At 71.7% G+C, this 13,643-nt stretch carries 14 protein-coding genes; 5 read left to right on the top strand and 9 right to left on the bottom strand.

Translation table 11 applies throughout. The features are described from left to right. The 3 genes from E7Z54_RS10995 to E7Z54_RS10985 form a co-directional block, all read left to right on the top strand. The coding region (locus tag E7Z54_RS10995) for a sugar phosphate isomerase/epimerase family protein (RefSeq protein WP_136433646.1) at positions 1 to 519 on the top strand (519 nt) is incomplete at its 5' end. A gap of 50 nt (positions 520 to 569) precedes the next feature. After that, entirely contained in the window at positions 570 to 1,298 is a 729-nt protein-coding gene (locus E7Z54_RS10990; protein WP_206056144.1) for a hypothetical protein, read from the top strand. Between the two features lie 118 nt (positions 1,299 to 1,416). Further along, positions 1,417 to 3,705, top strand: a complete 2,289-nt coding sequence (locus tag E7Z54_RS10985; RefSeq protein WP_136433644.1) for a PQQ-dependent sugar dehydrogenase — start codon at positions 1,417 to 1,419, stop codon at positions 3,703 to 3,705. Positions 3,706 to 3,716: 11 nt separating this feature from the next. On the opposite strand, the gene E7Z54_RS10980 is transcribed toward E7Z54_RS10985, so the two are convergent. Both E7Z54_RS10980 and E7Z54_RS10975 read right to left on the bottom strand, forming a co-directional pair. Then, entirely contained in the window at positions 3,717 to 4,469 is a 753-nt protein-coding gene (locus E7Z54_RS10980) for a GTP pyrophosphokinase (RefSeq protein WP_136433642.1), read from the bottom strand. Between the two features lie 154 nt (positions 4,470 to 4,623). After that, positions 4,624 to 5,580: a TIGR03557 family F420-dependent LLM class oxidoreductase gene (locus E7Z54_RS10975; RefSeq protein WP_136433640.1), complete on the bottom strand. Its 957-nt coding sequence runs from the start codon at positions 5,578 to 5,580 to the stop codon at positions 4,624 to 4,626. A 173-nt stretch (positions 5,581 to 5,753) separates the two neighbouring features. On the opposite strand from E7Z54_RS10975, the gene E7Z54_RS10970 reads away from it, so the two are divergent. Further along, entirely contained in the window at positions 5,754 to 6,515 is a 762-nt protein-coding gene (locus E7Z54_RS10970; RefSeq protein WP_168798276.1) for an ANTAR domain-containing protein, read from the top strand. Here the strand turns inward: E7Z54_RS10970 and E7Z54_RS10965 are convergent. The 7 genes from E7Z54_RS10965 to E7Z54_RS10935 form a co-directional block, all read right to left on the bottom strand. Then, the gene (locus tag E7Z54_RS10965; RefSeq protein ID WP_136433637.1) at positions 6,512 to 7,705 is read right to left on the bottom strand and encodes a DUF2306 domain-containing protein; all 1,194 of its coding nucleotides are present in this window, start codon (positions 7,703 to 7,705) and stop codon (positions 6,512 to 6,514) included. The genes E7Z54_RS10970 and E7Z54_RS10965 overlap by 4 nt on opposite strands. A gap of 128 nt (positions 7,706 to 7,833) precedes the next feature. Further along, positions 7,834 to 8,460: a GTP cyclohydrolase II gene (locus tag E7Z54_RS10960; protein ID WP_136433635.1), complete on the bottom strand. Its 627-nt coding sequence runs from the start codon at positions 8,458 to 8,460 to the stop codon at positions 7,834 to 7,836. After that, positions 8,460 to 9,170, bottom strand: coding sequence for a RibD family protein (locus tag E7Z54_RS10955; RefSeq protein ID WP_136433633.1), 711 nt, complete (start codon positions 9,168 to 9,170; stop codon positions 8,460 to 8,462). The genes E7Z54_RS10960 and E7Z54_RS10955 overlap by 1 nt, the downstream gene beginning before the upstream one ends. Continuing rightward, positions 9,143 to 10,198: a lysylphosphatidylglycerol synthase transmembrane domain-containing protein gene (locus tag E7Z54_RS10950; protein ID WP_136433631.1), complete on the bottom strand. Its 1,056-nt coding sequence runs from the start codon at positions 10,196 to 10,198 to the stop codon at positions 9,143 to 9,145. Before E7Z54_RS10950 ends, E7Z54_RS10955 begins: the two co-directional genes overlap by 28 nt. Further along, the gene (locus E7Z54_RS10945; protein ID WP_206056143.1) at positions 10,087 to 11,136 is read right to left on the bottom strand and encodes a glycosyltransferase family 4 protein; all 1,050 of its coding nucleotides are present in this window, start codon (positions 11,134 to 11,136) and stop codon (positions 10,087 to 10,089) included. The genes E7Z54_RS10950 and E7Z54_RS10945 overlap by 112 nt, the downstream gene beginning before the upstream one ends. Continuing rightward, a complete protein-coding gene (locus E7Z54_RS10940; protein WP_136433630.1) occupies positions 11,133 to 11,531 on the bottom strand; it encodes a 6-pyruvoyl trahydropterin synthase family protein in 399 nt (132 codons plus the stop codon). Before E7Z54_RS10940 ends, E7Z54_RS10945 begins: the two co-directional genes overlap by 4 nt. Beyond that, the gene (locus E7Z54_RS10935; RefSeq protein ID WP_136433628.1) at positions 11,531 to 12,511 is read right to left on the bottom strand and encodes a zinc-dependent alcohol dehydrogenase; all 981 of its coding nucleotides are present in this window, start codon (positions 12,509 to 12,511) and stop codon (positions 11,531 to 11,533) included. Before E7Z54_RS10935 ends, E7Z54_RS10940 begins: the two co-directional genes overlap by 1 nt. 82 nt (positions 12,512 to 12,593) lie before the next feature. On the opposite strand from E7Z54_RS10935, the gene E7Z54_RS10930 reads away from it, so the two are divergent. Further along, the coding region (locus E7Z54_RS10930; protein WP_136433626.1) for a CDP-alcohol phosphatidyltransferase family protein at positions 12,594 to 13,643 on the top strand (1,050 nt) is incomplete at its 3' end.

The following is a 13,643-nucleotide window of genomic DNA, read 5'->3' as shown; positions in this document are numbered from 1 at the left end:
CTGCCCCCCGGCGACCGCGACCTCCGTGGTGCGCGGGCGCGGGCGGCCGACGCGATCGAGCAGCTGGTGCCGCATGCGCTCGCGGTCGGCGTACGCCTCGCCATCGAGCCGATGCACCCGATCTTTGCCGCGGACCGCGGTGTCGTGTCCACTCTCGCCCAGGCGCTCGACATCGCCGCGCCGCTGCCGATCGAGGCGGTGGGCGTCGTCGTCGACACCTTCCATGTCTGGTGGGAGCCGGGCGTCGAGGAGCAGATCGCGCGTGCCGGCAGCCGGGTCGCGTCGTACCAGGTGTGCGACTGGATCACGCCGCTGCCGCCGGACGCGCTGCTCTCCCGCGGGATGATGGGCGACGGTCACATCGACTTCGCGCTCCTCTCCCGCTGCGTTGCCGCCGCCGGCTACCGCGGCGACGTCGAGGTCGAGATCTTCAACGCCGACGTGTGGGCAGCCGACGGCGACGTCGTCCTGGACACGCTCGCGCGTCGCTACGTCGAGCTCGTGGAACCGCAGCTCTAGCGATCACGGATTCCTGGGGGACCTCCCCGAAACTCGGAAGGAATGAGCACATGTACCGCACGCGACATCGCATCCGGACGCGCGGCGCCGTCGCGCTCGCAGCCAGTGCCGGCTTCGGGGCGGCGCTGCTCGGAGGACCCGGCCCAGCGGCGGCCGGCGACCCCGTGGCTCCCGCGCAGGTGCGGGTCTACGCGGCGCCGACCCCACAGCACTGGGACCCGCTGACCGACGCGAAGTGGTCCTTCGAGCACGGCCAGGTGGTGCTCACCGAGCGCGGCACCAACCCCGGCGGCCCGCGGCGCCCGTTCGAGTACGCGGTGGTCACCCACGGCCCGGCGCTGGAGTCGGTGAGCATCTCCGCCGAGGTGCGGATCGACGAGCCGGTCCGGTTCAGCAACCGCGACGTCATCGTGATCTGGAACTACCAGTCGCCGACGCGCTTCTACTACGCCCACCTCTCCCAGGACAACACGATCTACCCGCACAACGGGATCTTCGTGGTCGACAACGCCGACCGGCGCCGGATCGACGACCAGTGGAACGGGTCCGTGGGCGCACCGCCGGCGATCAGCGACACCGACTGGCACGACGTCCGCGTGGACTACGACGCCGACACCGGCGCCATCGCGGTCTTCGTCGACCGGGCGACCGCGCCGCTGATGACGGCCACGGACACGACGTACTCCGGCGGTCGGGTGGGCTTCGGCTCCTTCGACAACTACGGACGCGCCCGGCACTACTCGGTCGTGGGCACCGCAGCCCACCCCGGCACCCCCTGATCCCCGTCGGCCCCAGGCCCGCCGGCCATCCGCCAGCGGACCCGGGGCCGGCGAGGGCTGCCGGCTGCCACCGGCAGCAGTTGTCACCAACCAACCCCACAGTGAGGGACAAGAACCGATGCGCACAACACGCTGGTGGGTGAGTGCCGCGGCAGCTTCGCTGATCGCGGCCACCTTCACCCCGCTCGCGCCGACGGCCACGGCCGCCGACCCGGACACCCCCATCACCGACCCCATCCCTGCGAAGATTCGACCGTCCAGCCTCGGCCTCGTGCTCGAGGAGTACGCCCAGCTGCCGAAGTCCGAGCCGAACGGTCCGTGGACCGACGGCCGGATCGGCACCCGGCACAACCGGATCAACTACATCGGCGAGATGCCGGACGGGTCGGGCCGCATGTACGTCCCGGACCTCAACGGCTCCCTGTACGTGCTGGAGGACGGCCAGCACACCGAGTACCTGGACGTGAAGGCGCAGTACCCGCACTTCTTCGCCTGGCGCGGCATGGGCTCCGGCTTCGGCTTCGCCGCCTTCCACCCCGAGTTCGAGGAGAACGGCAAGCTCTACACCGTTCACACCGACGCCGGGAACGCGCCGTTCGCGTCGACCTACCCGGCGCAGACGCCGTCCACCGTGCAGAGCGTCATCACCGAGTGGACCGCCGACGACCCGGCCGCCGACACCTTCTCCGGCACCAAGCGGGAGATCTTCCGGTTCGGCTTCCGGACGCAGATCCACGCCATCCAGCAGATCGACTTCAACTCCACGGCACAGCCCGGTGACGAGGACTACGGTCTGCTCTATCTCGCCGTGGGCGACGGCGGGATCGGCGTCAGCAGCGACGTCCCGCAGGACCTCTCCACCCCCGCGGGCAAGATCCTGCGGATCGACCCGCTCGGCTCGAACAGCCCGAACGGCGAGTACGGCATCCCCGCCTCGAACCCGTTCGTCGACGAGCCCGGGGCGCTCGGGGAGATCTACGCCGTCGGCATGCGCGACCCGCACCGGTTCAGCTGGGACGCGGAGGGCGACCACGACATGTATATGGGCCACATCGGCCAGCACGCCGTCGAGGCGGTGTACGACGTCGAGGCCGGCGACAACTTCGGTTGGCCGGTCATCGAGGGCCGCCTGGCCTACCGCAACCAGAACCAGTGCTACCTCTACCCGCTGACCGAGGAGATGGAGAACGCCGGCTACGTCTACCCGGTCACCTCCTACGACCACGACCCGCCGGCCAACTGGCCGTGCAACTCCGACTCCGGCCACGCCATCTCCGGTGGCCTGGTCTACCGCGGGCAGCTCGACGACCTGCAGGGCAAGTACGTCTTCGGCGACCTGGTCGAGGGCCGCGTGCTCTACAGCGAGGTCGACGAGTTCCAGCGCAACGGCCCGCGCGAGGCGCGGGTCAACGAGCTGCAGCTGTGGGACACCGAGGGCAACCGGATGCGGATGCCGGACTTCGTCGGCGACGGCAGGATCGACCTGCGCTTCGGCACCGACTCCGACCGGAACCTCTACCTGCTGGCCAAGGGCAACGGCAAGATCTGGAAGGTCGTGGACACCAAGGAGGCGCCGGTGCCGCAGGAGGTGGAGCCCGCCCTGCGGGACGACCTCGTGGCGTCGTACGACTTCGAGCACCCGTTCGCGGCCAATGACGGCTACGAGGAGGACCAGGGGCTCTCCCGGACGCTGCTGCGGATGGTCAACGGCGGCGAGCGGATGCGGGTCGACGACGGCGCCTACCCGGGCAGCCGCAACGCGCTGCAGATCCACAGCGCCGCCGAGTCACCCACCGGAACCGCGTGGAAGGCGGGCGTCTGGGACGGGGACGGCGCCGAGTCGCTGCGCGCCTTCAACGGCGCGAAGGGCATCACCGTGATGGGCTGGGTCAAGATGACCGGGCAGAACCCGACGCCGGGCTACAACGCCATCGGGCTGGCCGGCGTGCTCAGTGGCAACTCCGACGGACACGGCGTCCGGGCCCTGCTCGAGCTGATCCAGGTCAACGGTGAGCTGCGCCTCGTCGCGCTCGGTCGCCGCATCGACACCGGCTCGTCGCAGACCTTCGCGGCGTCGCAGGACTGGCGGGAGCTGCTGCCGCAGGGTGAGTGGGTGCACATCGCCGCCACCTTCGACTACACCACGGGCGAGATGGCGCTCTACCGCAACGGTCAGCCGCTCGACGGGTTCTACACCAACCCCGGCGACCCATGGCAGGTCGACGGCTCCGGTGCCTCGGCGACCGACCCCCGCGGGATCAAGATCGGCGGCTCGTTCCCCCAGAACGGCTCCGAGCGGAACCCCTGCAACTGCCGGATGGACACCTTGATGTTCTTCGACACCGACCTCAGCGGGGCTGAGGTGGCGCGGCAGTACCGCCGCTTCACCAGCCCTCTCGGAGGCTGATCCGCAACCACTCAGGCGCGGCCCCGTCCTCCTGCGGACGGGGCCGCGCCGTCATGTGCGGCCCCGTCGTGTGCGGCCCCGTCGTGTGCGGCCCCGTCGTGTGCCACGCCGTGGACGGTGCGGTGGAGCTCGGCCATCCGCTCGTCGAGCTCGTGCGCGACCCGGGCGGCCGCCGACAGCTCCTCGACCAGCGCGGCGGGGATCTCCTGCTCGTACTTGTAGTAGATCTTGTGCTCGACGCTGGCCCAGAAGTCCATGGCCACGGTCCGGATCTGCAGCTCGACGGGAACGCGTCGCACCTCCTCGGAGAGGAAGACCGGGATCTCGACGATCGCGTGCAGGCTGCGGTAGCCGTTGGCCTTGGGGTACGCGATGTAGTCCTTGATCCGCACCACCGTGACGTCGGGCTGGCCGGTCAGCATGTCCAGGACGCGGTAGGCGTCGGAGATGAAGCTGCACACGACCCTGATGCCCGCGACGTCGACGACCTGCTTCGCGATCGCGTCGAGCCGCAGCGGGCAGCCGATCCGCTCGGCCTTCGCTCGGATGCTGTCGATCGACTTCAATCGGGAGCTGACGTGCTCGATCGGGTTGCCGTCGCCCCGGAACGCGAGCTCCTCGCGAAGGATGTTGATCTTGGTCAGCATCTCCTCGAGCCCGAACTTGTAGGTCATCACGAACTGCCCGAGCTCCTGGGCGAGCTCGGAGAGATCCGGCCCGGCGGGCAGTTCGGTGGAGAGCCCAGCGGGCACCTTCGCGGACATGAGGCTCCTCGCGTAGCCGGCACGGACAGGTCCGGTGGGACAACGAGCCGCGGCGTGCCGATGGTTCCGGTAGCGGCTCTGCGACGTGACGATCCGGAGCAGATGGCGAGAGTCGCCGTCGCGCTCGGCTGACGGTGAGGGCCCGGCCGGCGTCTCAGGAGGCTGCGCGCAGCGCCGGGAGCACCGTCTCGCCGTACGCCTCGAGCATGGGGCGGTAGTTGTGGCCCATGTTGCCGACGTAGATCTCGTCGAATCCCGCCTTCAGGTACTCGTCGTAGGCCGCGAGGTGCCGCCCGGTGTCGGAGCCGCAGGTGACGCTGTCACGGGTCGACTCCTCGGGGACGAGCTGGCTGGCCTGCTCGAAGTGGCGGGGTGTGGGGAGGATCTGGGCGAGCTCACCGGGGAGTCCGGCGTTGGCCCAGAGCCGGTGCGCGATCGCGACGCCCTCGTCCTCGGAGTCGGCCCAGCACACCTTGAAGCCGACGCTGGTCCGCGTGCCGCCCCCGTCGCGGAAGGCGGTCAGCACCTCCTCGTCCACCGTGGTCGTGACCAGACCGTCGCTGATCCGCGCCGCGACCTCGGCGGCCTTGGTCCCGAACGCCGACATCCACACCTCCGGCGGCTGGTCCGGGCGCGTGTAGATCTGGGCGTTCTCGGCGGTGTAGTACGTGCCGTGGTGCTCCACGACCTCACCGCTCCACAGCTCCCGCATCAGCGCGACCGATTCCTCGAGCATCTCCAACCGCCGGGGGGCCGAGGGCCAGGGATCACCCAGGACGTGCTCGTTGAGCGCCTCGCCGGTGCCGACACCCAGCCGGAACCGGCCGCCGAGCATCACGGCCGAGGTGGCCGCGGCCTGGGCCGTGATCACCGGACCCAGGCGCATGATCGGACAGGTGACGGCGGTGGTGACCGGCAGGGACGTCACCTGGGAGATCGCCCCGATGAGGGACCACACGAACGGACTGTGACCCTGCTCGTCGTTCCACGGGTGGAAGTGGTCGCTGATCCAGAGCGCGTCGAAGCCTGCGTCCTCGGCGAGACGGGCCTGCTCGACGAGGTCCTGTGGCGTGTGCTCCTCGGTCGAGAGGAAGTATCCGAACGTGGCCATGTCTCGCTGTACCCACCCCACGGCGGCCTAGCCGGTGACCGCGCGGCGAGGTGGGCCGGGCCTCGCCTAGAATGGGTCCTGATCCGGCGGCTCCGAAGCCGCGTCAGGGTCATGAGGACGACGCTCCAGAAACCGGGCACCGTCTGTTCGTCCTCTGGTATGAGGAGACCCCGGTGGATCCCATCAGCCGTCGGCATCGCGACCCCATCTTCGACGCGATCCCCACCCCGATCCTGCTCCTGGACACCGACCTGGTGATCAAGGCGGTCAACAGGGCGTACGAGGACACCGTGGGACTCTCGGCCGACGACGTGCTCTTGATGCAGGTGTTCGACGCGTTCCCCGACAACCCCGAGGACCCCCACGCGGACGGCGTCGCCAACCTCAGCGCGTCCCTCGACAAGGTCCTGACCAGGCGGCGTCCGCACGACATGCTGGTGCAGCGCTACGACGTCGTCGACCGACGGACCGGCACGTGGGTGTCGCGGGTCTGGCAGCCGACCAACAGCCCGGTGATGGACGGCGACCGGGTGATCGGCGTGGTGCACCAGGTCCAGGACATCACGCCCGTCGGTGAGGATCTGTACCGGGCGCTGACCGGCTACCGCGACGTCGTCGCGAGCACCTCGGCCGCCGGCGACGGCGCCCACGGCCAGGCACTGGCCGAGCACCTGCACGCCGTCGCGACGCGGATACGGCAGCACCAGGCCCTGGTCGAAGAGGTCCTGCACCTGCGTCGGGCGCTCACCTCCCGGGCGACCATCGACCAGGCGAAGGGCATGATCATGGCTGATCGGCGGTGCAGCGCTGACGAGGCCTTCCACGTGCTCAGGAAGCTGTCGTCGGAGACGAACGTCCGGGTCGTGGATGTCGCGCTGGCCCTGGTGTACCAGGCGCAGGGCGGCGGCGCGGACCTGGCCGTGGAGCGCTCCTAGCGGTGCTGGCCGGCCGTCACGGTGACTGAGGCCTCGACGCCGCGATGTTCCGCTCGCGCCCGTCGGCCCACGATCCAGCCGAAGGCAGCGACGATCGGAACCCCCGGCGCGACCATGAGGCCCGCTAGGTAAGCCTCCGTGGCACCGATGGACGTCGCCGCCGCGACGCCGACGAGGATCGCTGCCCACGGCGCCAGCGCGACGCCGAGGACGAGGGCCTCCCACTCCCGCGATTCCGACTCTCCGCCCCGGGTCCGCCGCTCTCCGATCCCGCAGATCACCAGCAGGCCGAGGACCGGGGCCACGTGGAACCACGGGTACCCGGCGGGGCCGGCTGCCTCCCCGGGGTGGGAGACGACCACGAGCGCGCACCCCAGCCCGGCCAGCGCGACGTACCGGCGACGACTCGCGAGTCCTCGGCCGGCGGGCAGGTCGGGGCCGCGCCGCGAGGCGCCCTGCAGCATGAGGACCAGTGCGCCACCCGCGGGAGCAGCCACCGCAAGCACGACGGCGCCGACCTCGAGGTTGGTGAGCATGTCGTGCTCGGGAAACAGGGGTCCCAGCACGGTCCACGTCAGGCGGAGGACGGGCGCGGTCAGCATGAACGCGATGTTCAGCGCCATCCACGCCCGGTGGGCGACCACGTCGCCTCGCCGGGCAGCCGACAGCGCCAGCCACGCCGAGCCCAGCGTGCTCAGGGCCAGCACCCACAGCTGCCAGCGGAAGGCAACCTGCCCGACGACCGGCACCTGCGGGCTCACCACCAGGAAGACCAGCGCCGCCGCCATGCTGGCCGTCATCAGGGCGAAGTAGGCGCGTCCGACCAGCCGGTGCAGGTGCCGCCGCGCTCGGCTCACCGCGACCAGCTGCAGCGCGGCGAGCAGCAGGGCGAGCCCACCCAGCACGGTATGCACGAGCATCACCAGGCGATGGTCGACGTAGTCGGTCGCCCGCACGGCCGCGACCGACCCGTGCCCGGTGGCGTAGGAGTCCCCGCTGACCCACGCGTCGAGCCGCTCCTGCAGCCGCGGCGCGCCCGGCTCGAAGGCGAACCACATCGAGGTCAGCGCGATCGGCGCGTAGAGCACCGCGAGCCCGGCCACGCACGCGGTCAGCACAGACACTCCGCGCCGCCCGCCGTCGCGGGTCAGCTGGCGCATGCCGCCGGCGAGGGACTGACGCTCGGACACGGCGACACAGTAGAGACACCAGCTCGCCCGCGTGGCGACGGTCCAACAGCTGGGTCGTCACCCAAGCACCGGACCGCGTCCCCGCTGGAGAATCCAGAGGCCCCGACGAGCGTCTCCGCCTGGTGCTGCTACCCCACCTCGAGGTCGTGGTCACCCTCTCGCGCCTTGGCCGCAAGGTAGTCGGCGTTAGCCGGCGAGACGTACACGCCAGTGGGGACGCGCTCGGCGATCGTCAGCCCCGCAGCGGCAAGCTGGGCGGCCTTGTCCGGGTTGTTGCTCAACAGCGCCAGCTCGTAGACACCGAGAGCCCGGAGCATCTGGGCCGCGACCGTGTAGTCGCGCTCGTCCGCGCGGTGGCCGAGCGCGAGGTTGGCCTGGTAGGTGTCGAGGCCGCCGTCCTGCAACCGGTAGGCGTCGAACTTGTCGTAGAGGCCGATCCCGCGGCCCTCCTGCCGCAGGTACAGCAGCAGGCCGCCGACCGCGGAGAGCCGCTCGACCGCCTCGCGCAGCTGCGGCCCGCAGTCGCACCGCTGACTGCCCAGCACGTCTCCGGTCAGGCACTCGCTGTGCAGTCGCACGAGGGGGATCTCGTCGTGCGGACCGTGCGGCCGGTCGAACCGGAGGGCGAGATGCTCGCGGCCGTCGACCAGGCCGTCGAAGGTGAACGCCCGGGCGATCGCGGTGAGGCCGTCGGTCGACTGGAGCGGCAGGGTGAGCTCGGTCCGGACGTTCGCGTACGGAAGTGCGGTCGGCATCAGGCCTCCGCCGGGAAGGACTTGCGGTGGAACCGGTCGGACAGCGCGTAGCGCAGCAGCGCGACGTCGCCGATCGGCCGGACCTCGACCAGCGTGGCGCGGTGCTCGGCACCCCAGGGGAACCGGCCGTCGCCCACGAACCGCCGCGCCCGCGAGTCGCCGACGAAGAACGGCGCCACGACCAGGTGCAGCTCGTCGGCCACCCCCTCGGTGAGGAACTGCGTGTGGACGGTGCCCCCACCCTCGACCATCAGGCGTCGTACGCCGCGGGCGTAGAGGTCCTCGCTCAGGTCCCGCATCCGAACCCTCGGTCCGCCGTCCACGACGGTGGTGACAGCGCCGAGGCGGTCCGACGTGGTCCTAGCCGCCGACGTCGGGCAGTAGACGAGCGTCTCGGAGTCACCCAGGGTGAAGAACCGCGCGCGCGGGTTCAGCTCGCCGCGCGCGGTCACGGTGACCTTGACCGGTGCAGCGGGGAGGCCCTCCGCGATCCGCCGGCGGCGTCGCTGTTCCGAGCGGATGAGCAGGGCGGGGTTGTCTTTGCGCACAGTGGTCGCCCCCACGAGGATCGCGTCGCACCCGGACCGGACCTCGTCCACCCGGTCGAAGTCGGCGTCGTTCGACAGAAGCAGGCGCCCCTCGCTGGCGCTGTCGAGGTAGCCGTCCAGCGACATGCTGCAGCTCAGGACGATGTAGGGCCGGTCGCCCATGCGGAGCCTCCTCGCGTCTTGTACTCGGCGGGTCGCGGCGACGCAGAGCCCCACAACAGCCCCCCGGGCAAGGTCGCCACCAGGGCCATCACGCCGTACACGACGGCCACCTGGAGCCCGGCGCTCGCCCCGAGACCGGACGCCCCGAACACCCACGCCGAGGCACCCTCACGCGGCCCCCAGCCGGCGACGTTCAGCGGGATCGCCGACGCCATGAGGACCACGAACCCCAGCGGTACCAGGTCCTGGACCGGGGCGCTGACCCCCGCCGTTCGTGCGGCGACCACGAAGACGACCACGTGCCCCGCGACCGCGGCCGCAGAGAGGAGCACGACGCGCTGCCCGACGCCGGTTCCGCCGAGGACCGCGCGGATCTCCGCCCGGAGCAGTCCGACGATGCTGCCGGGCAGCACCAGACGTCCGACGGCCGCGACCAGGACGATGCCGAGCAGCAGCCACAACCCCCACGCCCGCACCGGCGGCGCGAGGAGCAGCAGCGCGCCGACGGCCAACCCGGCCTGCACCACCTGGCCGGCGACCCGGTCCCAGGCCACCGACCTCAGCCCTCGGGCCATGGCACCGGTGTCCCGGCCGTGCCGGATGCCGCGGTGCACGTCGCCGAGGATGCCGCCGGGCAGCGTGGCGTTCAGGAACTGCGCGCGGTAGCAGGCTCGGTACGACGCCCGGAAGGGCACCGCGACTCCCAGGCCCTCCGCGACCAGGCTCCAGCGCCGAGCGCAGCACGCGGTAGTGACCGCCGTGACCACCAGCGCGACGAGTAGTGCACCGACGTCCGTCTGCCGGAGCCCTTCGAGGAACGGCTCGGCACCGAACCGGTACCCGAGCGCGGCGAGGATCGCCGCGCCCGCGAGCGGGCGGGCCCATGTCCAGAACGTGGTCGTGCTGATGGCCTCCCCTAACCCTCGAACCGATGCCTGCTGGTCGGGGATACGGACGCGGGCGGCGTTGGGTTCACCGCGGCCACCCGGGCGAGCACTTCGGCGACCGTGCGGCCCGTCTCGGCCCATGTCGCCAGGCCGGTACGACGGCGGGCGGCCGACCGTCGGCACCGCTCCCGCAGCTCAGGATCGGTCAGCCATCGCCGTAGCACTGTGGCCAGCTCGACGGCATCGCCGGCGGGGACGAGGAACCCCGGGAGGGTGCCGTCGTCGGCACGGCCCACCGCCTCCGAATGACCGCCGACGTCGGTCGCCAGGACAGGGATCCCGCGGGCCAGGCCTTCGACCACGGCCATGCCGAACGCCTCACGGCGCGACGCGGACACCACGAGGTCGGTCGCCGACCGGACGTCCTCGAGCTGCTCGGGTGAGAGCGGGCCCGGAAACGTCACGCGGTCGGCGATGCCACTCCGTCGGGCGGTCGCGGTGAGTCGGTCCACGAACGCCGGGTCCAGGTCGAGCGCGCCGACGCACCGGCAGATCCAGTCGAGGTCTCTCACCTCGCCGAGCGCGTCGAGGAGCACGTCGTGACCCTTGTCAGGCGTCACCGGGCCGACGCACAGCAGGTGGCCGCCGCCGGTCGAGTCGGCAGCGACCGACCCGAGATCCACGCCGGGCGTCGCCACGTACATCCGTCCGGCGTCGAGTCCGTGATGCGTGACCACCCACCGCCGCGTCCACCCGCTCGTCGTAACCACGGAGCTCACGGCGTGCAGCACGTTCCGCTCGGCCACCGGCATGTGAAGAAGGAGCACCAGGCGCAACCGGGCCGCCTCCGCCACCATCGACTCTGACGTAGAGCCCACCAGGCCGTCGACCAGCACGAGCGCGCCGTCCGGCAGAGCACCGAGCACCGGGGCGAGCTCGGCCTGGCCGGCGACCCGGTGCTCCCGCACGTCCCAGCCCGCCCCGACGAGCGCGTCGCTGAGCCGCCGGTCGTACACGTTCCCGCCGCTGGGCCGCATCGGATCGTCGATGCCCTCGGGAACCACGAAGTGGACGATCACAGCGAGCGCTCGTAGCTGGCCCAGGCGATGTGCGACTCGCGCAAAGTGACCTCGATCCCGGACAGGGCGGACCCGCCCGGGCCGAGCCCGCCGGCCTGCACCCGCTCCGCGAGACGGTCGGCGATGAAGCGGGCCAACACCTCCGTCGAGGTGTTCTGCCCCGCTAGCAACGGGTCTTCGTCGAGGTTGCGGTAGTTGAGCGCCCCGAGCACGTTGTGCAGCTCCGTCCCGGCCCGACCGATGTCGACGAGGATCCCGTCGTCGTCGAGCTCCGGTCCTGCGAACGTCGCGTCGACGACGTACGTCGCGCCGTGCAGGCCCTGCGCCGGCCCGAACACCGCCCCGCGCAGGCTGTGCGCGATCATGATGTGGCCACGGACGGTCACGCGGAACATCACGCCTCCTGATAGCTGATCGAGTGGCACAGCCCGTGCAGGGAGCCGGAGGCGACGGCCGCCATCACCTCGGGGAGATCGCGGAAGGGCGAGCACCCGGTCAGCAGCACGTCGAAGGCCGGGTCGCGCAACAGCTCCAACGCCAGGGACAACCGGTCGCGGTGGCTGCGGGTGCTCCGGCGGGCGGCCGCGACCTCGCCGACCTGGCTGGCGCGGAGGGTGAGCCGGGACGAGTGGAACGCCTCCCCGAGCGGGAGCGTGACGGGCGCGTCGCCGTACCAGCTGAGATCGAGCACGGTGCCCTCCGGGCAGAGAAGGTCGAGCGAGCGCCGGAGCCCGGCGCCGGTGGCACTGGTGTGGACGACGAGGTCGCACCCGCCGGGCGCGTCGGCAGGGTCGGCGAAGTCGACGCCGAGACCTGCCGCCACGTCCGCGCGCGCCGGGTCGACGTCGACGAGCGTCACGCGGAGACCCGGGATGCCCGCTAGCAGCCGGGCGACGCAGCACCCCACCATGCCCCCACCGACCACTGCGACCCGGTCGCCGACCAGCGGGGCGGCGTCCCAGAGCGCGTTCACGGCCGTCTCCAGAGTGCCCGCGAGCACCGCCCGCTCCGCCGGGACACCCTGGGGCACGGGGACCACCGCGGTGGCCGGGACGACGTACTCCGTCTGGTGCGGGTAGAGGCAGAACACCGTGCGTCCCTCCAGGTCCCTCGGGCCGTGCTCGACGACGCCCACGTTCAGGTAGCCGTACTTGACCGGAGCGGGGAAGCCCCCCTCCTGGAACGGCGCCCGCATCCGCTCGAACTCGGCGGCGGGGACCCGACCGGCGAAGACCAGGGACTCGGTGCCGCGGCTGATCGCCGACCGCAGCGTGCGCACCCGGACCTCACCGTCGCGGGGGTCCGGCAGCGCGACCGGCCGGATCTCGCCTCTGCCCGGCTCGGCGAGCCAGAACGCCAGCGCCTCGTCGACCATCCGTGTCCTTCCCGGGGCATCGTTGAACTGACACCGTGAGCTCGCCGTAGCAGACGTATCACACCTAGCACACGGAGGCGCCATGGATCGGGTTCACCTGGGTCCGGCCGATCGCGTCACCCTGATCCGCGCCGTCCTCGCCTGCGGCGTTGCCGCCCTCGCCCTGCACGGCCTCGTGGCCGATCCGTACGTGGGGGTCCTGGTCACCCTCAGCTCGGTGGTCCTGGTCCTGGACGCGGTCGACGGGTATGTCGCCCGGCGCACCGCCACGGCGAGCCCGTTCGGGGCCAGGTTCGACATGGAGGTCGACGCGTTCCTGATCGCGGTGCTGAGCGTCCACGTCGCGCCGGAGGGGGGCTGGTGGGTGCTCGCGATCGGCGGCATGCGCTACGCCTACGTCGCCGCCGGCCGACTCCTGCCGTGGCTACGGCGGCCACTCCCACCGCGCTTCTCCGCCAAGACCGTGGCGGCCCTCCAGGGGATCGTGCTGACCGTCGCCGCCTCGGGTCTGCTGCCGGGCTGGCTGACGGTGGCCTCCCTGGTCGTCGCGCTGCTCCTGCTCGTGGACTCCTTCGGCCGGGACGCCTGGTGGCAGTGGCGCCTCCGCCACGAGCCGCTGGGGACCACGCCGACCCTTGCCGACCGCCCGGCGATCCCGGCCGGGGCCGTCACCGCCGTCGCGGCGACGGTCCTGTGGGTGGCCCTGGAGCCGCCCCGCCTCACCGACGGCCTGGGTCCCATCGACTTCGCCCGGATCCCGGTCGAGGGGCTCGCGCTGGTCGGCCTGGCCGTCGTGCTGCCGCCCCGGTTGCGGCAGATCGCTGCGCTGCTGCTGGGACTTCTCGCGTCGGCTCTGGTCGCGCTGCGCGCGCTCGGTCTCGGCTTCGACTTCTTCCTCGATCGCTCCTTCCACGTGTCGAGCGACTGGTCCTACCTGCCCAAGGGATTCGAGGTGGTTCAGGACACCGAGGGTGGGCTCACCGCTTGGCTGGTGCTCGCCGGTGCGGTCGTGCTGGTCGTCGGGCTGGCCGCGCTGCTGCCCTGGGCGGCGCTGCGGGTGACGCGGGCGGCCGCGGGGCATCGGCGCCGTGCGGTCCAGACGATCCTCGCTCTCGGAACGGCGTGGGCGGTG

Origin of the sequence: Nocardioides sp. (assembly GCF_004803405.1) — a bacterium.
Classification (GTDB): domain Bacteria; phylum Actinomycetota; class Actinomycetes; order Propionibacteriales; family Nocardioidaceae; genus Nocardioides; species Nocardioides vastitatis.
This window is presented reverse-complemented; position numbering and strand designations above follow the sequence as displayed.

What these genes read in the sequence shown, in the direction of transcription:
- E7Z54_RS10990 (WP_206056144.1), top strand. Translation starts at nt 570, where the DNA reads ATGTACCGCACGCGACATCGCATCCGGACGCGCGGCGCCGTCGCGCTC.
- E7Z54_RS10985 (WP_136433644.1), top strand. Translation starts at nt 1,417, where the DNA reads ATGCGCACAACACGCTGGTGGGTGAGTGCCGCGGCAGCTTCGCTGATC.
- E7Z54_RS10980 (WP_136433642.1), bottom strand. Translation starts at nt 4,469, where the DNA reads ATGTCCGCGAAGGTGCCCGCTGGGCTCTCCACCGAACTGCCCGCCGGG.
- E7Z54_RS10975 (WP_136433640.1), bottom strand. Translation starts at nt 5,580, where the DNA reads ATGGCCACGTTCGGATACTTCCTCTCGACCGAGGAGCACACGCCACAG.
- E7Z54_RS10960 (WP_136433635.1), bottom strand. Translation starts at nt 8,460, where the DNA reads ATGCCGACCGCACTTCCGTACGCGAACGTCCGGACCGAGCTCACCCTG.
- E7Z54_RS10955 (WP_136433633.1), bottom strand. Translation starts at nt 9,170, where the DNA reads ATGGGCGACCGGCCCTACATCGTCCTGAGCTGCAGCATGTCGCTGGAC.
- E7Z54_RS10950 (WP_136433631.1), bottom strand. Translation starts at nt 10,198, where the DNA reads ATGGGCCGAGACGGGCCGCACGGTCGCCGAAGTGCTCGCCCGGGTGGC.
- E7Z54_RS10940 (WP_136433630.1), bottom strand. Translation starts at nt 11,531, where the DNA reads ATGTTCCGCGTGACCGTCCGTGGCCACATCATGATCGCGCACAGCCTG.
- E7Z54_RS10935 (WP_136433628.1), bottom strand. Translation starts at nt 12,511, where the DNA reads ATGGTCGACGAGGCGCTGGCGTTCTGGCTCGCCGAGCCGGGCAGAGGC.